18 protein-coding genes are annotated in these 18,730 nt (G+C 59.0%); 14 read left to right on the plus strand and 4 right to left on the minus strand.

Translation table 11 applies throughout. The features are described 5' to 3' along the window. Positions 1-126: 126 nt before the first annotated feature. Together clpS and clpA are read left to right on the plus strand one after the other, a co-directional pair. On the plus strand, positions 127-480 hold the full coding sequence (gene clpS, locus PH547_RS00820) for an ATP-dependent Clp protease adapter ClpS (protein ID WP_028755011.1): 354 nt from the start codon (positions 127-129) through the stop codon (positions 478-480). 10 nt (positions 481-490) lie between these two features. After that, entirely contained in the window at positions 491-3,019 is a 2,529-nt protein-coding gene (gene clpA, locus PH547_RS00825) for an ATP-dependent Clp protease ATP-binding subunit ClpA (protein ID WP_104822969.1), read from the plus strand. Positions 3,020-3,134: 115 nt separating this feature from the next. On the opposite strand, the gene PH547_RS00830 is transcribed toward clpA, so the two are convergent. From PH547_RS00830 to PH547_RS00845, 4 genes are read right to left on the minus strand one after another with little or no spacing between them, the layout of a single operon-like run. After that, positions 3,135-3,563 (minus strand): HIT family protein, encoded by a 429-nt coding sequence (locus PH547_RS00830; protein ID WP_104822970.1) that lies wholly within the window; start codon positions 3,561-3,563, stop codon positions 3,135-3,137. Positions 3,564-3,604: 41 nt separating this feature from the next. Next, positions 3,605-4,792: a GNAT family N-acetyltransferase gene (locus PH547_RS00835; RefSeq protein WP_104822971.1), complete on the minus strand. Its 1,188-nt coding sequence runs from the start codon at positions 4,790-4,792 to the stop codon at positions 3,605-3,607. 12 nt (positions 4,793-4,804) lie between these two features. After that, positions 4,805-5,536 carry a glycerophosphodiester phosphodiesterase gene (locus tag PH547_RS00840; RefSeq protein ID WP_285167238.1) on the minus strand — a complete coding sequence of 244 codons (732 nt, stop codon included), beginning with the start codon at positions 5,534-5,536 and terminating at the stop codon, positions 4,805-4,807. After that, positions 5,536-6,003, minus strand: coding sequence for a RidA family protein (locus PH547_RS00845; protein ID WP_104822973.1), 468 nt, complete (start codon positions 6,001-6,003; stop codon positions 5,536-5,538). The genes PH547_RS00840 and PH547_RS00845 overlap by 1 nt, the downstream gene beginning before the upstream one ends. 197 nt (positions 6,004-6,200) lie before the next feature. Between PH547_RS00845 and PH547_RS00850 the strand changes: the two genes are divergently transcribed. The 12 genes from PH547_RS00850 (at position 6,201) to rseP (ending at position 18,666) form a co-directional block, all read left to right on the plus strand. Then, a complete protein-coding gene (locus tag PH547_RS00850; RefSeq protein ID WP_285167241.1) occupies positions 6,201-7,025 on the plus strand; it encodes a cell envelope integrity EipB family protein in 825 nt (274 codons plus the stop codon). 219 nt (positions 7,026-7,244) lie between these two features. Beyond that, complete coding sequence (locus PH547_RS00855; protein WP_285167242.1) at positions 7,245-8,324, plus strand: toxic anion resistance protein; 1,080 nt, start codon at positions 7,245-7,247, stop codon at positions 8,322-8,324. A gap of 5 nt (positions 8,325-8,329) precedes the next feature. Next, positions 8,330-9,901 (plus strand): substrate-binding domain-containing protein, encoded by a 1,572-nt coding sequence (locus tag PH547_RS00860; protein ID WP_285167488.1) that lies wholly within the window; start codon positions 8,330-8,332, stop codon positions 9,899-9,901. Between the two features lie 7 nt (positions 9,902-9,908). Continuing rightward, complete coding sequence (locus PH547_RS00865) at positions 9,909-10,526, plus strand: 5-bromo-4-chloroindolyl phosphate hydrolysis family protein (protein WP_285167244.1); 618 nt, start codon at positions 9,909-9,911, stop codon at positions 10,524-10,526. Then, positions 10,526-11,632, plus strand: coding sequence for a substrate-binding domain-containing protein (locus tag PH547_RS00870; RefSeq protein WP_285167246.1), 1,107 nt, complete (start codon positions 10,526-10,528; stop codon positions 11,630-11,632). Before PH547_RS00865 ends, PH547_RS00870 begins: the two co-directional genes overlap by 1 nt. 189 nt (positions 11,633-11,821) lie before the next feature. Next, positions 11,822-12,589 (plus strand): 30S ribosomal protein S2, encoded by a 768-nt coding sequence (gene rpsB / locus PH547_RS00875; protein ID WP_104822978.1) that lies wholly within the window; start codon positions 11,822-11,824, stop codon positions 12,587-12,589. Between the two features lie 272 nt (positions 12,590-12,861). After that, the gene (tsf, locus tag PH547_RS00880; protein ID WP_104822979.1) at positions 12,862-13,788 is read left to right on the plus strand and encodes a translation elongation factor Ts; all 927 of its coding nucleotides are present in this window, start codon (positions 12,862-12,864) and stop codon (positions 13,786-13,788) included. Positions 13,789-13,944: 156 nt separating this feature from the next. Beyond that, positions 13,945-14,664, plus strand: coding sequence for a UMP kinase (gene pyrH / locus PH547_RS00885; RefSeq protein ID WP_285167249.1), 720 nt, complete (start codon positions 13,945-13,947; stop codon positions 14,662-14,664). A 56-nt stretch (positions 14,665-14,720) separates the two neighbouring features. Further along, positions 14,721-15,281 carry a ribosome recycling factor gene (gene frr / locus PH547_RS00890; RefSeq protein WP_028755025.1) on the plus strand — a complete coding sequence of 187 codons (561 nt, stop codon included), beginning with the start codon at positions 14,721-14,723 and terminating at the stop codon, positions 15,279-15,281. A 107-nt stretch (positions 15,282-15,388) separates the two neighbouring features. Next, positions 15,389-16,135, plus strand: a complete 747-nt coding sequence (locus PH547_RS00895; protein ID WP_104822981.1) for an isoprenyl transferase — start codon at positions 15,389-15,391, stop codon at positions 16,133-16,135. Beyond that, a complete protein-coding gene (locus tag PH547_RS00900) occupies positions 16,135-16,968 on the plus strand; it encodes a phosphatidate cytidylyltransferase (RefSeq protein ID WP_104822982.1) in 834 nt (277 codons plus the stop codon). The genes PH547_RS00895 and PH547_RS00900 overlap by 1 nt, the downstream gene beginning before the upstream one ends. 24 nt (positions 16,969-16,992) lie before the next feature. Beyond that, positions 16,993-18,666: an RIP metalloprotease RseP gene (gene rseP, locus PH547_RS00905; RefSeq protein WP_104822983.1), complete on the plus strand. Its 1,674-nt coding sequence runs from the start codon at positions 16,993-16,995 to the stop codon at positions 18,664-18,666. The last annotated feature ends 64 nt before the right edge of the window (positions 18,667-18,730 follow it).

Raw genomic sequence — 18,730 nt, forward strand, 5'->3', positions numbered from 1 at the left:
TAAAATCGCACCAATATGAACTAAGTTAGGGGTTCGGATATCCGGCCCGACAGAGTCAGTTACCCAATCCAGTTTGCCAAGTCGGAATGCGATAGCTTCTGCCGGATGATTTGAGGAATGAATGAAATGATCGCTGAGCCGATCCGGATGCAAAACGACAGCGAAAGGAACGGGGACAACGGAAATCGCGGGACCTCGGTGATCACGCGCACCAAGCCCAAAACCAAGAAACCCAACCTGTACCGCGTGCTGCTTCTGAACGACGACTACACGCCCATGGAATTTGTGATCCATATCCTGGAGCGTTTCTTCCAAAAGGATCGAGAGAGTGCCACCCGCATCATGCTTCATGTCCACAATCACGGCGTCGGCGAATGCGGGATATATACATATGAAGTAGCTGAAACGAAGGTGAGCCAGGTGATGGATTTTGCCCGGCAGCACCAGCATCCGCTGCAATGTGTTATGGAAAAGAAGTGAGGATCTGAACGTGCCAACATTTTCGCCTAGTCTTGAGAAGGCGCTGCATCAGGCACTGACCTACGCGAACGAGCGGCATCACGAATATGCCACGCTGGAACATCTGCTTTTGGCTTTGGTGGACGACGCCGATGCCGCGGCTGTCATGGGCGCGTGCAATGTTGATCTCGACGCGCTCCGTAAGACGCTGACTGAATACGTCGATAATGAACTTTCAAATTTGATCACCGGTTATGACGAGGATTCGAAGCCGACGTCCGGTTTCCAGCGCGTCATCCAGCGCGCCGTCATCCATGTTCAATCCTCGGGCCGCGAGGAAGTAACGGGTGCCAACGTTCTCGTCGCGATCTTTGCGGAACGGGAAAGCCATGCGGCCTTCTTCCTGCAGGAGCAGGAAATGACCCGCTACGATGCGGTCAACTACATCTCCCACGGCATCGGCAAGCGGCCGGGGTCCTCCCAGACCCGGACACCGCGCGGCGCCGAGGATACCGAATCCGAAAGCAAGCCGACCTCCCGCGGCGAGCAGGAGGAAGGTAACAACAAGAAGCAGCAGGATGCTCTGAAGGCCTATTGCGTCAATCTCAACGAGAAGGCGAAAAGCGGCAAGATCGACCCGCTGATCGGCCGCAACTCCGAAGTCAGCCGCACCATCCAGGTGCTGTGCCGCCGTTCGAAGAACAACCCGCTCTACGTCGGCGACCCCGGCGTCGGCAAGACCGCCATCGCCGAAGGTCTTGCCAAGCGGATTGTCGAGGGCAAGGTGCCCGAAGCTTTGGCCGACGCCACCATCTTCTCGCTCGACATGGGCACGTTGCTTGCCGGTACCCGCTATCGCGGTGACTTCGAAGAGCGCCTGAAGCAGGTGGTCAAGGAGCTGGAAGAATATCCGGGCGCCGTGCTGTTCATCGATGAGATCCATACCGTCATCGGCGCCGGTGCTACCTCCGGCGGCGCTATGGATGCATCGAACCTGCTGAAGCCGGCCCTGTCTTCCGGTGCGATCCGCTGCATCGGTTCGACCACCTATAAGGAATACCGTCAGTTCTTCGAAAAGGACCGGGCACTCGTCCGCCGCTTCCAGAAGATCGACGTCAACGAGCCGACCATTGAGGATGCTATCGAAATCATGAAGGGCCTGAAGCCCTATTTCGAAGAGTATCATCACCTTCGCTACTCGAACGACGCCATCAAGACGGCGGTCGAGCTGTCGGCTCGCTATATCTCCGACCGCAAGCTGCCGGACAAGGCGATCGACGTGATCGACGAAACGGGTGCTGCGCAAATGCTGCTGCCGCCGTCGAAGCGCCGCAAGCTGATCACCGAAAAGGAGATCGAAGCGACGATCGCGACCATGGCCCGCATTCCGCCGAAGACGGTTTCAAAGGATGACGAGATGGTTCTCGCCAACCTCGAGCAGGAACTGCGTTCGGTCGTCTACGGTCAGGATACGGCAATCGAAGCGCTTTCGACCTCGATCAAGCTCGCCCGTGCCGGCTTGCGCGAACCGAACAAGCCGATCGGCTGCTACGTCTTCTCTGGCCCCACCGGTGTCGGCAAGACGGAAGTCGCCAAGCAGCTTGCTTCCTCGCTCGGCGTCGAGCTGCTGCGCTTCGACATGTCGGAATATATGGAGCGTCACACGGTTTCCCGTCTGCTCGGCGCACCTCCCGGCTATGTCGGCTTTGATCAGGGTGGTCTGCTGACCGACGGCGTCGACCAGCATCCTCACAGCGTCGTCCTGCTCGACGAAATCGAGAAGGCGCATCCGGATATTTTCAATATCCTGCTGCAGGTCATGGACCATGGCGCGCTGACCGACCACAATGGCAAGAAGATCGACTTCCGCAACGTCATCCTGATCATGACGACCAATGCGGGCGCATCGGAAATGGCCAAGTCCGCCATCGGTTTCGGTTCGTCCAAGCGTACGGGCGAGGATGAAGAGGCTCTCAACCGGCTCTTCACCCCGGAATTCCGCAACCGTCTGGATGCGACCATTCCGTTTGCAGCGCTGCCGACCACGGTCATCCACAAGGTCGTGCAGAAGTTCATCATGCAGCTCGAGGCTCAGCTTTCCGAACGGAACGTTACCTTCGATCTGCACGAGGACGCGATCGCCTGGCTGTCCGAGAAGGGTTACGACGACAAGATGGGTGCCCGCCCGCTGGCACGCGTCATCCAGGAACACATCAAGAAGCCGCTGGCGAACGAAATCCTCTTCGGCAAGCTGAAGAAGGGCGGCGTCGTCAAGGTCACCGTCGGTAAGAAGGAAGACGGTACGACCGGCATCCTGCTCGACTCCATCGCAGATACCGCGCCGATCCGGCCGAAGCCGGAAGCCGAAGTGGTCGACTCCGTGGTCGATGTGGAAGAGGATGACGGAGACACCGTCAAGACCAGAAGCCGCGTCGGCAAGGCTGGCAGCGCTTCCGACGCTCGCCGCTCGCCGAAGACGCCGTCCTCTGCCAGCGATGGCGAGTCGGATAACAAGTCGTTGCGCAAGGGCAGCACGGTGCCGAAGGTGCCGCGCAAGTAACCGGCGATTGGTCGACCGAAAAAATAGAATGGCTGCATTGGCGACAATGCAGCCATTTTCATATGTTTATAAACTATATCTCATAAAAAGATTTAAGAAGATCGGCGCCTTTCGATCAGTGCAGGAGTTCGATGATCTTCTTGGCATTCTCCGCTAGAACCGCACCATCTTCCATTTTGCCCGAATGCGGCTTCAGGGCGATGCCCTCATGGCGCGGGATGATGTGGAAATGCAGGTGGAACACCGTCTGACCGGCGGCCGGCTCGTTGAACTGGGCGATATAGACGCCATCCGCATCGAAAGCCTCCTGAATCGCGATGGCGACTTTCTGGACCGTGGTTATCAGATGAGGCAGGGTGCTCGGATCGGCGTCGAGAAGATTGCGCGAAGGGGACTTCGGCAGCACCAGCGTATGGCCGGGCGCCTGTGGCATGACATCCATAAAGGCGACCGTGTGTTCATCCTCGTAGACACGATAGGACGGGATCTCGTCTTTCAGGATCTTCGCGAAAATATTGTTGGCGTCATAGGCGGGGCTGGTCATCCAGGGTCTCCTCGTCTTCCGATTACAATTGTCCAGAGCAGCTAGATATCTTGCCGCTCGCCTTTGCGGAAGGGGCTGTGCTCGGCCAGAATTTCACTCATCTCCTCCACTTGCTCGCGCTCGTGCTTGAGATAGTCGGCAACCGCGCGGCGCAAGCCCTGATGGCCGATATAATGCGCCGAATGCGTAATGACCGGCAGATAGCCGCGGGCGAGCTTGTGTTCGCCCTGTGCGCCGGCTTCGACGCGCTTCAGCCCCTTAGCCAGCGCGAAATCGATCGCCTGATGATAGCAGACTTCAAAGTGCAGGAAGGGATGATCTTCGATGCAGCCCCAATGCCGCCCATAGAGCGTTTCGCCGCCGATGAAATTGATCGCCCCGGCGATATAGCGGCCCTCGCGTTTGGCCATCACCAGCAGGATATCGTCGGCCATCCGCTCGCCGATCAGCGAGTAGAACTTGCGGGTGAGATAGGGCCGGCCCCATTTGCGGCTGCCGGTATCCATATAGAAAGTGAAGAACTGGTCCCAGATCCGCTCGGTGAGATCGCTGCCGGTCAGCCACTCGATGCTGATGCCGCCTTCAAGGGCGGTGCGACGCTCCTTTTTCAGCGCCTTGCGCTTGCGCGACGCCAGCGTTTCCAGGAAGGCGTCGTGATCGGCATAGCCATCGTTGATGAAGTGGAACTGCTGGTCGGTACGATGCAGATAGCCATCGCCTTCGAAGACGGAAATCTCTTCTTCCGGCAGGAAGGTAATGTGGGCGGAGGAAACGCCAAGCTGCCGGGTTACCTCCTTCAGGCTTTCGGCGAGTGCCGGCTGGATCACAGTGCGATCCTGCCCCTCGGCAACAAGCAGGCGCGGACCGGTTGCCGGCGTGAAGGGAATGGAGCACTGCAGCTTCGGGTAATAACGACCGCCCGCGCGCTCAAAGGCATCAGCCCAGCCGTGATCGAAGACATATTCACCCTGGCTGTGATTCTTGAGGTAGCCGGGCACGGCGCCGATCAACTCGCCGCTATCGGTTTCGAGCAGCAGGTGATTGCCGAGCCAGCCGGTTTTATCAGTGGCGGAGCCTGACTCCTCCAGTGAGGACAGAAAAGCATGCGAGACAAACGGATTATACGGCAGCACCGTACCCGCTCTCGATGCCCCGGCGAGCTTGGACCAGCCCTCCGGAGCAATGTTTTTGAAGGAACGCTCGACTCGAATGGATAATTCGTCTGTCATCAAATTCGTCTGTTACGAAGAAAGGGCAGGGCTCTCCCTTGGGTCGAACCCTTCGAAGGTCATTTGGTCTGCGTTGGCGAATGTGTGTTTACGGGCCGCTTCGTCGCGCACGGTCCAGGTGATGACCGGGATGCCGCGCTGGCGCTGCGCCGTGATGAAGGGGTTCGGCAGGTGGCCATAGAAATATGAGATGAAGTCTAGCCCAAGCTGCATGGCTTCGTCATGCTTAAAAAATGTCTCGGGCTCGTTTCCATCCGCCGTCAGGCCGACAGGGTAGGGTGCGTTGAGCGCCTTCAGATCCTTGAGCAGCCAATGGTCGAAGCTCATCAGCGCGACAGGGCCTTTATAGCCTTCAAGCACTTCCAGCACGGATTCCGCAAAGCCCTCATCGTCGCCTTCGCGGCCCTTAAGCTCCAGCACCAAAGGCACCTTGCCGTCGCAGAGCCTGAGGAGCTGTTTCAGCGTCGGGATCTTGTCGTTGGTGCCGCCGACCGAAAGCAGGCCGAGTTCGGCAGAGGTACGGTCGCGAAGCTGGCCGGGGAGATTGCAGACGCGCTGCAGGTCGTCGTCATGAAAGACGACAGGAACGCCGTCGGCTGCATAGTGCAGATCGCATTCAATGGAAAAAACCGCCTCGATTGCCCGGCCAAAGGCCGACAGCGTGTTTTCCCAAACCTGCTTGTTCATGTCGTGATAGCCGCGATGGGCGACAGGACGTTCGGTAAGCCAGGCAATCTTGTTCATTATGCAATTTCCATGATGGCATCGATTTCGACGGCGGCATTCAGCGGCAGTGCTGCCATGCCGACCGCAGCGCGCGCATGCTTGCCAGCATCGCCAAGTACATTTGCCAGAAGATTGGAGGCGCCGTTGATCACAAGATGTTGTTCGACGAATTCGGGTACTGAAGCGACGAAACCGTTCAGCTTGATGATGCGCTTGATGCGGCCGAGATCGCCATCCAAGGCCGCCTTCGCCTGGGCGAGGATATTGATGGCGCAAAGCTCGGCGGCGCGTTGGCCGCCGGCAACGTCGACATCCTTGCCGAGAAGGCCGGTGACGCCGAGCTTGCCGTTTTCCATCGGCAACTGCCCGGACAAATAAAGAAGATTGCCGCTGATGACATAGGGTACATAGTTTGCGGCCGGCGCAGCGGCCTGAGGCAGGACGATGCCAAGCTCCTTCAGACGGCTCTCGATAGCGTCGGACATTTTCATCTCCCGTTTTGTTGTAAAATCTTCAAAAATCCGGCATCAAGCTTAGATTCCCTTTGCCGGGCGCGAGGCGATCTTGGACGAGATAACGCCAAATCAAAAGGCAGAGCGAGATGACGAATTGATGACGGGCCGCCTCACTCTAGCCGAAGCGTTCTTATAGCATCGCGTGCGAGTCCAACAGGAGATAATGAATGTTCCGCTCGAGTCTTGCCGCTGTTATCGTTTCGAGTTTAGGCGTCGCGTCTCTGGGCGCCTCCGCCGCTGCGGCGGGTCCGACTGGGTTGATCGCGCATCGCGCCGTCTACGATCTCGAACTGAAGGACGCCTCAGACCGATCGGGCATCGCCGGCATGTTCGGCCGTATGGTCTATGAGTTCGACGGCTCCGATTGCACCGGTTTCACTACCAATTTCCGTTTCGTCACACAGATCGACACAGGTGATTCAACGCGCGTCAGCGACCAGCAGACGACCACATTCGAGGATCTCGTCAAGCGCACTTTCCGCTTCGAGACCAAATCCTATACGGACGATCAACTCGACAAGGACGTGCGCGGCGCGGCGGCCGACGATCAGAAGGGGATTAAGGTCGATCTGACCCAGCCAAAAGCGAAGCAGATCGAACTCATCCAGAGCCGCTTTCCGACAGAGCATATGCTCGACATCATCCATAATGCCAAGCTGGGCAGGAATTTCTTCGAGGCCGAGGTTTTCGACGGCTCCGATGATGGGGATAAGTCGTTGATCGCAACAACCGTCGTCGGTAAGCAGGCGACTCCTGCAACCGATGACCCCGATGCCGAAAAGGCCGGCGCCTTCGCCAAGACACCGTTCTGGCCGGTTACCGTCGCCTATTTCAACGACAAATCCAAGGGCGACGCCATTCCGGTCTATCGCATGTCGTTCAAGCTCTATGAAAACGGCATCACCCGCGACCTCACCATGGACTATGGTGATTTCGTTCTGACCGGCAAGCTCTCCAAGCTTGAAGTGCTCGACACCAAGGCCTGCCAATAGGCTTTGCGAGGCGCAGGCCACAAGGCAAATCTTCGTCATAAAACTGTGTCCGAAGCTTCACTATTCTGGGAAGCATTCGGCACGCCCTTGAGTGAGTCTCAGTTCCGCAGTGCCGATCTGAAATTGTAGCGGGCCATGCGGGCCGAGCCGGTTATTGAAGAATGATCGGCAGATGTTCCGTAGTCCAGGTCCGTGTTGATAGACGAGAAAGCACGAGCTATGGCCAATACTGATCTCGCCCCGACCGCAAGTACCACTTTGCCGGTCGTTGCCGCCGATCCGGCGGAAATCGCCCGCATCGGCGACACCATCGATCTGACCGACCGCGCCGGAATTTCTGTTTATGGCGACCGCGCCCAGCAGTCTGTCTCCGACTATTCTGACCGGATTCTCCGCGAGGTCCGCAATCGGGATCTCGGCGAAGTCGGCAAGTTGCTGACCGATATCATCATCAAGTCGAAGAAGCTCGACCCGGCATCGCTGAAGGATGAGGGCTTTCTTTCCAAAATATTCTCGTCGTTCAAGGCCCGCCTGGAGCGCTTCAAGGAGGAATTCGAGGATGTGGCCGGCCAGATCGACCGCATTGGCCTCGAGCTCGACCGGCATAAGGATACGCTGCGCCGCGACATCGCACTTCTCGACGATCTTCACGAGGAGACGAAGCAGTCCATCCTGCAGCTCGACGCCTATGTGCAGGCTGGCAAGACTTTCGCAGAGCGTTTTCGCAGTGTCGAACTGCCGAAGCTGAAAAGTGCCGCCGACGCTGCGGCCGCCAATCCCGGCGGCGGTATGCTGGAGGCTCAGACCTATCAGGACAGCTTGCAGGCCCTCGATCGGTTGGAGAAGCGGGTGTTCTACCTGCAGCAGGCGCGCCAGCTCGGCATTCAGCAATTGCCGCAAATCCGCATCGTGCAGGCCGGTGACGAGACGCTGATCGAGAACCTGCAGGCGACGTCGGCGCTGACGGTGCCGGCCTGGAAGCAGAAGATGGTGATCCTGCTCGGGCTGTCGAGGCAGAAATCAGCGCTTGAGCTGCAGAAGACCGTGACCGACGCCACCAACGATATGATCCGCCAGGCATCCGAGATGATGAAGGACCAGGCGATTGCCATCGAACAGCAGTCGCAGCGCGGTATCGTCGATATCGATACGCTCGCTGCCGCCAACCGTGACCTGATCGATACGATCAACGGTGTCCTGAAGGTGCAGGAAGAAGGCCGCAGGAAGCGCGCCGAAGCCGAGCAGCAGATGGAGAAAATGACCATCGATCTTAAGAAAGCGATGATCGAGGCGCGATGAGCGGCATGATGATCCGCACACTCCTCATCGGCATGGCCCTGACGGCAGCTCTAGCCCTGACGGGCTGCAATTCCGGCGCGGGACCGAAGTTTTCGATCGTCTCCGGCTCGGAAAACACCGTCATCCAGCCGATCGTCGAAGAATTCTGCAAGCAGAAGAGCGCGACCTGCAGCTTCACCTACGAAGGCACGCTGGATATCGGCCTTGCGCTGCAAAGCAATGAGGGTGTCGAGCAGGACGCGGTCTGGCCGGCATCGAGCGTCTGGGTTGACATGTTCGACACCAAACGCCGCGTGAAGTCACTGACCTCGGTTGCGCAGACACCGGTCATCCTCGGCGTGCGCAAATCCAAGGCACAGGCGCTCGGCTGGATCGGCAAGCCGGTCTTCATGAAGGACATATTGGCGGCAGTGAAGAGCGGCTCGCTGAAGTTTCTCATGACCTCGGCAACCCAGTCCAATTCAGGCGCGAGCGCCTATTTGGCTATGCTCTCCAGCGCGCTTGGCAATAAACCCGTCATCGAGCCGGGCGATCTCGACAAGCCCGACCTCCAAGGCACCGTCAGGGCGTTGCTTGCTGGGGTCGAACGCTCGTCCGGGTCCTCCGGCTGGCTCGCGGACCTCTACACGGACTCCGCTGGCAAGGGCGTGCTCTACGATGCCATGTGGAATTACGAGGCGGTGCTGAAGGAGACCAACGACAAGCTTGTCGGCATGGGCAAGGAGCCGCTCTATGCGATCTATCCGGCCGACGGTGTGGCGATTGCGGATTCACCGATCGGCTTTATCGATCATGGACGCGGTCCTGAGGTCGAGACCTTCTTCAACGAACTCGTTGCCTATCTGCGTTCCGCGCCTGTGCAGAAGCGTATTGCCGATACCGGCCGCCGCATTCCGTTGGGAGACGTCGCCGCCAAAGCGGACCCGAATTGGAATTTCGATCCGACCCGGCTCGTAACGGCGATCCGCATGCCGGAGCCGGCTGTGATTCGCCAGGCGCTCGATCTCTACCAGGGCGCTTTGCGTAAGCCTTCGCTGACGGCTCTTTGTCTCGACTTCTCCGGTTCGATGGGAGGCAAGGGCGAACAGCAATTGCAGGCGGCCATGCAGTTTCTGTTCAATCCAAATGAAACTGGCAAGGTGCTGGCGCAATGGACGCCGGCGGATCGCATCATGGTCATTCCTTTCGACAGCCGCGTGCGGACGACCCTTTTGGCGACGGGCGACCCGGCGCAACAGAAGAGCCTTGTCGAGAAGGTGTCGCTGCAGCATGCCGATGGCGGTACCGATATGTACGCCTGCGCAAGCCGAGCGCTTGATCGCATGAAGGATACCCCAAATCTGTCGTCCTATCTGCCGGCGATCGTCATCATGACCGATGGAAAGTCCGAGGATGCAAGCCGCGATTTTCTGAGCGAGTGGACGGCAACCAACCCGCATGTGCCGGTCTTCGGCATCACCTTTGGCGACGCCGACAAGTCGCAGCTTGATGCCTTGACCAAGGCGACATCGGGGCGTGTATTCGATGGCCGCGGCGATCTCGTCAGCGCGTTCCGCGCTGTGCGTGGTTACAACTAGGACAGCAATGCGTAACTGGTTCGGCAATGACTGGAATTGGATCGTGGCGGGGCTTGCCGCTGCGATCGTCGTTCCCGTCTTGAGCTTCTTTGCGAAGATGCCATTGTGGATCGCGGCCGTCATCGGTCTGCTCGTCTTTGCAGGTCTTGTCTTCACCCTGTCGCCGCGCCGGCTTTTCGAAGGTCTGGATGCCAAAGCCACCGGTAGGGGACGTCTCGATTTCGCGCGTGATCTCTTGAATGCGGCTGCACCGGCGGCGCAAAGGCTGGAAGCCTCGGCGGACCACATTACCAACAAGGTGACGGCAAAGCGCGTGCGGCATCTGGCCGAAATCGCCGCAGATGTCTTTGCCAAGGTGGAGGCGAGCCCGGAAAGCGCCGGCACCGTACGGCGGTTCCTCAGTTACTATCTGCCGCGCGCGGCTGAAGTCGCCGAGGGTTTCGCCACCCTCGAGGCCAAACGCGTGCCCGACCAGAAGCGATTGCAGGATGTGGAGCTGGTGCTCACCAAGCTTGAGGACGCCTTCGTGCACTATTCGGATAGCCTCGTCGACGACAGGCTCGACACGTTGGACACGGAACTGCGCCTCATACAGGCTTCGCTCAAAGAGGATATCGGACGCTGATGGCCATTTCTCGCCGCGCCTTTGGAGTGGGACTTCTTGCTGCCGGCGTCGCCGGCACCGGCGGCTATTTTGCCGCGAAGGACCGGCCGGAGTTCCAGGGGCTACTCGGCAACCGCACGAAACTCTTCGGCTTCATCGGCGGAGAGAAGGAAGCGTTTCTGGCTGACGAGGATGTCGTCGGCGCTCTGCGGGGCTACGGACTGGATATAGATACGCGTGTGGCCGGCTCCGTCGAGATGGTGCGCGAGCAGGCGCTTCTGCAGCAGAACCCCGCTTTCCTCTGGCCATCCTCCTCGATCATGGTCGATATGGCCCGGCAGAACGGCATCAAGATCCGCAACGACCGTGTCGTGCTGAATACGCCGGTGGTTGTCTACACCTGGCAGCCGGTGGTCGACGGATTGATGAAATCCGGGCTGGTTACCGTGACACCCGCGGGACAGCATCAGCTTGATCTGAAGGCATTGCTCGATGCCGTCCTTGCGGGAACGCACTGGTCCAAGCTCGGGGTCGCCTCGCTCTACGGGCAGGCGCGTATCGTTTCGACCGATCCGAATCGCTCCAATTCCGGCTTCATGTTTGCCGGATTGGTGCTGAGCCTATTTGCCGGCAACGTCGCGACTGCCGCCGATCTCACACAGTCCGGCGACAAGGCACAGACGATCTTTCGCAACATGGGCTTCAAGTCGCCGTCATCCGGCAAGCTTTTCGATCAATATCTGGCCGGCGGCCTTGGTGGCGAACCGATGATCGTCGGCTACGAGAATCAGTTGGTCGAATGGATCATCGCCGATCCCGAACGCTGGAAGCGCGTTCAAGCGAGCTCGACGGCAAAGCCCGTCGTCCTTTACCCGCATCCGACCGTCTATTCCTCGCATCCTCTGATCGTCGTCGACGAGACCGCCAACCGGCTGATGGATGCGCTGACAAGCCCGAAGCTGCAGGAACTTGCCTGGATCAAGCACGGTTTCCGTGGACCATTGGGCACGGCGACCGGAAATGCACATGAGGCCATTGCGGGCCTGCTGCCGGATGAAATCGACGCGGTCTTGCCCATGCCGGACGCCAACGTCATGCTGGCGCTGCTCAATAAGGTCGCGAGCTGAGGGCAGGGGTCTGTCGCATTTTTTCTGCGTAAGCCTTGCATTCTCGGTAAATCGAATGTATGGGCAGCCGCATTCCACACGTAAGGCATGGGATTGTCCGGGAGAAATCCGGATCGTTCCGCCCGGTGGCTTCCTCGAAGAGGAGGCTGTTCGCCTTGCGGAGGTTCAACCGGAAAAGGAGTCAAAGGCATGGCATTGCCTGATTTTTCTATGCGTCAGCTTCTGGAAGCTGGTGTTCACTTCGGCCACCAGACGCATCGCTGGAACCCGAAGATGAAGCCGTACATCTTCGGCGATCGTAACAACATCCACATCATCGACCTCGCCCAGACGGTTCCGTTGCTGAGCCGCGCTCTGCAGGTTGTCAGCGACACCGTTGCCCGTGGCGGCCGCGTCCTGTTCGTCGGCACCAAGCGCCAGGCGTCCGAACTGATCGCCGACAGCGCCAAGCGCTCGGCTCAGTACTACGTCAACGCCCGCTGGCTCGGCGGCATGATGACCAACTGGAAGACGATTTCGAATTCCATTCAGCGTCTGCGCAAGCTCGACGAAATCCTCAACGGCGAAGCCCAGGGCTTCACCAAGAAGGAACGTCTGAACCTTGAGCGCGAGCGCGAAAAGCTGGACAAGGCTCTCGGCGGTATCCGCGATATGGGCGGCACTCCGGACCTGATGTTCATCATCGACACCAACAAGGAAAAGATCGCGATCGACGAAGCCAAGCGCCTCGGCATTCCGGTCGTCGCCATCATCGACTCGAACTGCGATCCGGACCTGATCGACTATCCGATCCCGGGCAACGACGACGCTTCGCGCGCGATCGCTCTCTACTGCGACCTGATCTCGCGCGCTGCCATCGACGGCATCGCCCGCCAGCAGAGCGCATCCGGCCGCGACCTTGGCGCTTCCGTCGAAGCTCCGGTCGAGCCGACTCTGGTGGACGGCACCGAAGCCTGATCGCGTCTTGTGGCGGACAAAAGCTTGTCCGCCCGAGCGTATTGATATCCGGGATAAGGCCGTTTGCGACTTCAAGGAGTTCGAGCGGCCTTATCGCGTTTTTGGTAACGCCTCGCCTGGGCGGAAAATCCAGGCATGTTCCAAACAGAATTCCACAGTATGACGCTGCTTCATAACGCTGTCATACTTACGGGTACATTTCGTCCCTCAAATCGGTGCCGCTTCGGCTTAAAGCCGTTTGCCGCACCGTATGAACCGACAAGAGGAAGCTTATGACCGAGATTACGGCTGCACTGGTGAAAGAACTGCGCGAAAAGTCTGGCGCAGGCATGATGGACTGCAAGAAGGCGCTGACCGAGACGAACGGGGATATCGAAGCCGCGATCGACTGGCTGCGCGCCAAGGGCATCTCCAAGGCCGACAAGAAGTCCGGCCGCACCGCCGCTGAAGGCTTGGTCGCCATTGCCGGCGCCGGTCACAAGGCCGTCGTCGTCGAGCTCAACTCTGAAACTGACTTCGTTGCCCGTAACGATGCCTTCCAGGATCTTGCTCGCGGCATCGCCGAAGTTGCGCTGTCCACCAACGGCACTGTCGAAGCCGTTTCGGCTGCGACCTATCCCGCCTCCGGCAAGCCGGTCGCCGACACCATCAAGGACGCGATCGCAACCATCGGCGAAAACATGGCGCTTCGTCGTGCGGTCAAGTTGGAAGTTGAGCACGGCGTCGTGGCGACCTACATTCACAACGCTGCTGGCGACGGTATCGGCAAGCTGGGCGTTCTGGTTGCCCTGAAGTCGGTCGGTGACAAGGCCGTTCTGACGTCGATCGGCCGCCAGGTTGCCATGCACATTGCTGCTACGAACCCGCTCGCCATCCGTCCGGAAGAAGTTGACGCTGCCGTCGCCGAACGCGAACGTAACGTCTTCATCGAGCAGTCCCGCGCCTCCGGCAAGCCGGACAACATCATCGAAAAGATGGTCGAAGGCCGCATGCGCAAGTTCTTCGAAGAAGTCGCTCTTCTGTCGCAGGCTTTCGTCATTAATCCGGACCTGACCGTCGCCGCTGCCCTCAAGGAAGCTGAAAAGACCGCCGGCGCGCCGATCGAAATCACCGGCATGGCTCGTCTGCTTCTCGGCGAAGGCGTCGAGAAGGAAGAGACCGACTTCGCTGCCGAAGTCGCCGCTGCCGCCAAGGGCTGATCAACGAATTCATTTCGTCTGTTGACGAAACGAAACCATATCCCAGATAGGTGAAACCATATCAGGGGAAACCCGTGGGCATCGCGTGACAACGCGGTGCCCTTCGTGTATCCGGCATTCACAATTATTACCCCGCGATCACTTCAAGGAGCGACAATGTCCCAGCCGATCTACAAGCGCGTATTGCTCAAGGCCTCCGGCGAAGCTCTGATGGGCAGCCAGGGGTTCGGTATCGACGTTACCGTCGCTGACCGCATTGCATCCGATATTGCCGCAGCGCGCGAAATGGGTGTCGAGGTCGGCGTCGTCGTCGGCGGCGGCAATATCTTCCGTGGCGTTGCCGTGGCCTCCAAGGGCGGAGACCGCGTGACCGGCGACCACATGGGCATGCTCGGCACCGTCATCAATGCTCTGGCGCTGGCCACCTCGCTGCGCAAGCTGGATATCGATACAGTGGTGCTCTCAGCCATTTCCATGCCGGAGATCTGCGAGAGTTTCTCGCAGCGTGCGACGCTCTATCATCTGTCGCTCGGCCGCGTGGTGATCTTTGCTGGCGGCACCGGCAATCCCTTCTTCACCACCGATTCCGCCGCAGCGCTGCGTGCCGCCGAAATGGGTGCGGAAGCGATCTTCAAGGGAACGCAGGTCGATGGCATCTATTCCGCCGATCCGAAGAAGTTCCCGGACGCCGAGCGTTTCGAACGTTTGACCCACAGCCAAGTGCTGGAAAAGGGCCTCGCCGTCATGGATGTGGCCGCCGTGGCGCTTGCACGGGAAAATTCAATTCCGATCATCGTCTTTTCCATTCATGAAAAGGGCGGTTTCGCAGAAATCTTGACCGGCGGCGGTCGTAAGACCATCGTATCCGACAATTGACGTTCCTGTGGCACCGGGCCTTCCCGGCGCCGCCTATTACACGGGAGTATAAAAACATGAGTGAAGGCACCGACCTCAAGGAACTGAAGCGCCGCATGGACGGCGCCATCGCGGCATTCAAGAGCGATATCGCCTCGCTGCGCACCGGGCGCGCGTCCGCCAACATTCTCGATCCGGTCACAGTTGAAGCCTATGGTTCGCGCATGCCGCTGAACCAAGTTGCCAACATCACCGTGCCCGAGCCGCGCATGCTGACCGTCTCCGTTTGGGACAAGTCGATGGTCGGCGCCGTCGAGCGCTCGATCCGCGAATCCAATCTCGGCCTCAACCCGATCGTCGATGGCCAAAATCTGCGTATTCCGTTGCCGGAACTCAACGAGGAGCGCCGCCGTTCTCTGGTCAAGGTCGCCCATGAATATGCCGAGAAGGCGAAGGTGGCGATTCGCCATGTCCGCCGCGATGGCATGGACGGTCTCAAAAAGGCCGAAAAGGACGGTGTAATCGGTCAGGACGAAAGCCGTGCCCAGTCCGAGCGTGTACAGAAGATGACGGACGATACGATTTCCGACATCGACCGCTTGCTAGCCGACAAAGAAAAGGAAATCATGCAGGTCTGATTGCACGCTAGAGCATCCCGCTTTCAATGGGGAAATATTGAAAGCGGCGAGGGTGCGCTAGATTTGAAGCCCTAGAGCATTTTCCTGCCGAACGAAACCGGATCCATATGACAGTTCCCACGTTCTCTGCCATACCTGATCACGTGGCCATTATTATGGATGGCAACGGGCGTTGGGCCAACGCGCGCAGTCTGCCGCGCACCATGGGCCACCGCAAGGGCGTGGAGGCTGTGCGCGAAACCGTACGGGCGGCGGGCGATGTCGGTATAAAATATCTGACGCTCTTTGCCTTTTCCTCGGAGAATTGGCGTCGTCCGGAAACCGAGGTGAGCGATCTCCTCGGTCTGCTCAAGGCGTTCATTCGCCGGGATCTTGCAGAACTGCATCGCCAGAATGTTCGCATCCGCGTGATTGGCGACCGCTACAATCTGCGCAGCGATATCCTGCCGTTGTTGATCGAAGCTGAAGAGACCACCAAGGACAACACGGCGCTGACGCTGGTAATCGCCTTCAATTACGGCTCCCGCGATGAGATCACCCGTGCTTTCGTCAGCCTCGCCAAGGATGTCGAGACCGGGCGCCTGCGCCCGCAGGACATCCGTCCCGAATTGATCGATGCACGGCTGGATACCGCCGGAATTCCCGATCCCGATCTCATCATCCGCACCAGCGGCGAAGAACGGCTGTCGAATTTCCTGCTCTGGCAGGCCGCCTATTCGGAATTCATGTTCATGCCGGAATATTGGCCGGACTTCAGCCGCGACCTGTTCTTCTCCGCGCTGGAAAAATACGCTGCGCGTGATCGACGCTTTGGCGGTCTTTCCGCCAAACAAGCGGCGGCCGTGGGGTCCTGATGAGCCGCGAACTCAGGCTGCGCATCATTTCCGGCATCGTTCTTGCCGTAGTCGTTCTAGCTGCCACCTGGTATGGCGGTCTGAGCTTTCGTATTCTGGCGGCGGCGATCGGCCTGCTCGTCTATTACGAATGGTCGACGATAACGGACCTGCATGGCCGCGATCCGCAGGGCAATGCGCTTGGCTGGCTGGGCCTGGTGCTCATAGCCGGCGCGACGCTGATGGCGGAATCCGTCTATTCCCTCGAGGTTTTGGTCATCTTTGTGGCGGTGACGGCGATCATGGTTGCCGTGCGCCATAAAAGCTGGTGGTTGCCCGGTGGAATATTCTATGCGGGACTGACGGCGATCGCCCTTGCCGAGATTCGGGATGACGATCTGCGCGGCTTCGTGCTGATGCTGTTCATTTTCGCCACCGTTTGGGCAACGGATATCTTTGCCTATTTCGTCGGTCGCGCCATCGGCGGCGCCAAGCTTGCGCCGCGCATATCGCCTGGCAAGACCTGGTCGGGCGCCATCGGCGGCGCCATCGCCGCGGTGGTGGCCGGAACAGCGGTCGTCTGGAGCTTTTTCTCGGCAGATGGTTTATGGATTCCTGCGCTTACGCTGGTTTTGTCAATCTGCAGTCAAATTGGCGATTTATTCGAGTCTTTCATCAAGCGCCGCTTCGGCGTCAAGGACTCCAGCCATCTGATTCCCGGCCATGGCGGCGTCATGGACAGGGTCGATGGACTAATTTTTGCTTGTTTTGCGGCGTTTTTGTTGGCTATCGTAATATCACTGACAATGAGCGGCGAGACTATGTCATTGGGCGGCGTTCTGCTCGGTGTCTGAAATCAACGCGAACAGGATCGTTGCATGGGTAGCGTGGCAGGCATCATCGGCTTCTTGACGAACAACGTCATCACGTTTGTTTTCGTTCTGTCATTGCTCGTCTTCGTGCACGAAATGGGTCATTATCTGGTCGGGCGCTGGTCCGGCATCCGTATTATGGCCTTTTCGATTGGCTTCGGTCCGGAAGTCGCCGGCTTCACTGACCGCCACGGCACGCGCTGGAAGCTATCGGTCATTCCGCTCGGCGGCTATGTCCGCTTCTTCGGCGACGAGGATGCCTCCAGCAAGACCGATGTCGATCAGCTCTCGGCCATGACGGAAGAGGAGCGCGCCCGGTCTTTCGCCGGCGCCAAGCTGTGGAAGCGAGCCGCAACTGTCGCGGCAGGTCCGATCGCCAACTTCATTCTCGCCATCGCAATCTTCGCCGTTCTCTTCGGCGTCTATGGTCGTACCGTCGCCGATCCGGTCGTGGCCGTGGTCATGCGCGGCGGTGCCGCCGCTGAAGCGGGGATCGAACGCGGCGACCGTCTCGTCGCGATCGACGGCACCAAGGTGACGACGTTCGACGAGGTGCAGCGTTATGTCGGCCTGCGGCCCGGTCGCAATATCGTTCTGACCGTCGAACGCGACGGTCAGAAGCGCGACTTCCGCATCGTGCCGAAACTCGTGGAAGACACCGATCAGTTCGGCAACAAGATGGAAATGGGGCGCATCGGCATCGCGCTCGTCGATCCGCTGGTAACGGCGATCGAGCCGGGCGGACCGGCAGCGAAGGCGGGCGTGCAGGCGGGCGATCGCCTGATCGCCGTCGACGGCAATAATGTCGCGACCTATTATGATATCGCCCGCTATGTCACCGATCGCGCTGGAAAAAACCTCGTTTTGACGGTCGAACGCAACGGCCAGACGCGCGATTTTCCGATGGTGCCGGAAACATTGACCGCGACAGACGCTTCCGGAAAGAAGAAGGACGTCGGCAGCATCGGCATTTCGCCGATCGACCCGCTCGTCGCTTCAATCGCACCGGATAGCCCAGCGCAAGAGGCTGGCATCGCGCTTGGCGACCGTATCCTCTCCGTGGACGGGCGTGTGATCGATTCCATCGGCGAAGTGCAGCGTTATGTGGCGTCCCGTCAGGACAAGCCCGTGACGTTGTCCGTCAAGCGTAGCGGCGGGACACTTGACGTCCAGGTCACTCCGAAGAAGACCGAAGAGCCGGATGCCTTCGGCAACGAGATGGAGATCAACAGCATCGGGATTACCGACGGCCAGAAGCCCTTCAAGCTCCGTTATGAGGCATATGGCCCGTTTCAGGCGCTGGGCGAAGGCGTCAGGCAGACCGGCAGCATCGTGTCCGGCACCTTCGAATATCTCGGCAATGTCATCGGCGGTTACATGAAGGCGGATCAGCTCGGCGGCCCCATTCGGGTGGCTCAGCTTTCCGGCCAAATGGCAACCCTGGGCTTTTCGGCGGTGCTCCAATTCGCCGCCATACTTTCTGTTTCCATTGGGTTATTAAATTTGATGCCGGTGCCGGTACTTGATGGCGGGCACTTGATGTTCTATGCGATTGAAGCCGTGAGGGGAAAACCATTGGGTGCTCGGGCACAAGACATCGCTTTCCGAATTGGTTTTGCGATGGTGCTGTCACTCATGGTGTTTGCGACATGGAATGACATCAGCTCCAGGATAGGCTGATGGGGCATTTAGAGAGGAAATTACGATTTATTTACGATGTTTCAAAGCTGTAGTGGCGAATGAG

It is taken from the genome of Rhizobium cerradonense, assembly GCF_030182455.1.
Lineage (GTDB): Bacteria > Pseudomonadota > Alphaproteobacteria > Rhizobiales > Rhizobiaceae > Rhizobium.

Bases quoted from the DNA above. Each gene is read 5' to 3' on its own strand.
- clpS (WP_028755011.1), top strand. From the start codon at position 127: ATGATCGCTGAGCCGATCCGGATGCAAAACGACAGCGAAAGGAACGGG.
- PH547_RS00830 (WP_104822970.1), bottom strand. From the start codon at position 3,563: ATGACCAGCCCCGCCTATGACGCCAACAATATTTTCGCGAAGATCCTG.
- PH547_RS00835 (WP_104822971.1), bottom strand. From the start codon at position 4,792: ATGACAGACGAATTATCCATTCGAGTCGAGCGTTCCTTCAAAAACATT.
- PH547_RS00840 (WP_285167238.1), bottom strand. From the start codon at position 5,536: ATGAACAAGATTGCCTGGCTTACCGAACGTCCTGTCGCCCATCGCGGC.
- PH547_RS00845 (WP_104822973.1), bottom strand. From the start codon at position 6,003: ATGTCCGACGCTATCGAGAGCCGTCTGAAGGAGCTTGGCATCGTCCTG.
- PH547_RS00850 (WP_285167241.1), top strand. From the start codon at position 6,201: ATGTTCCGCTCGAGTCTTGCCGCTGTTATCGTTTCGAGTTTAGGCGTC.
- PH547_RS00855 (WP_285167242.1), top strand. From the start codon at position 7,245: ATGGCCAATACTGATCTCGCCCCGACCGCAAGTACCACTTTGCCGGTC.
- PH547_RS00860 (WP_285167488.1), top strand. From the start codon at position 8,330: ATGATGATCCGCACACTCCTCATCGGCATGGCCCTGACGGCAGCTCTA.
- PH547_RS00865 (WP_285167244.1), top strand. From the start codon at position 9,909: ATGCGTAACTGGTTCGGCAATGACTGGAATTGGATCGTGGCGGGGCTT.
- PH547_RS00870 (WP_285167246.1), top strand. From the start codon at position 10,526: ATGGCCATTTCTCGCCGCGCCTTTGGAGTGGGACTTCTTGCTGCCGGC.
- rpsB (WP_104822978.1), top strand. From the start codon at position 11,822: ATGGCATTGCCTGATTTTTCTATGCGTCAGCTTCTGGAAGCTGGTGTT.
- tsf (WP_104822979.1), top strand. From the start codon at position 12,862: ATGACCGAGATTACGGCTGCACTGGTGAAAGAACTGCGCGAAAAGTCT.
- pyrH (WP_285167249.1), top strand. From the start codon at position 13,945: ATGTCCCAGCCGATCTACAAGCGCGTATTGCTCAAGGCCTCCGGCGAA.
- frr (WP_028755025.1), top strand. From the start codon at position 14,721: ATGAGTGAAGGCACCGACCTCAAGGAACTGAAGCGCCGCATGGACGGC.
- PH547_RS00895 (WP_104822981.1), top strand. From the start codon at position 15,389: ATGACAGTTCCCACGTTCTCTGCCATACCTGATCACGTGGCCATTATT.
- PH547_RS00900 (WP_104822982.1), top strand. From the start codon at position 16,135: ATGAGCCGCGAACTCAGGCTGCGCATCATTTCCGGCATCGTTCTTGCC.
- rseP (WP_104822983.1), top strand. From the start codon at position 16,993: ATGGGTAGCGTGGCAGGCATCATCGGCTTCTTGACGAACAACGTCATC.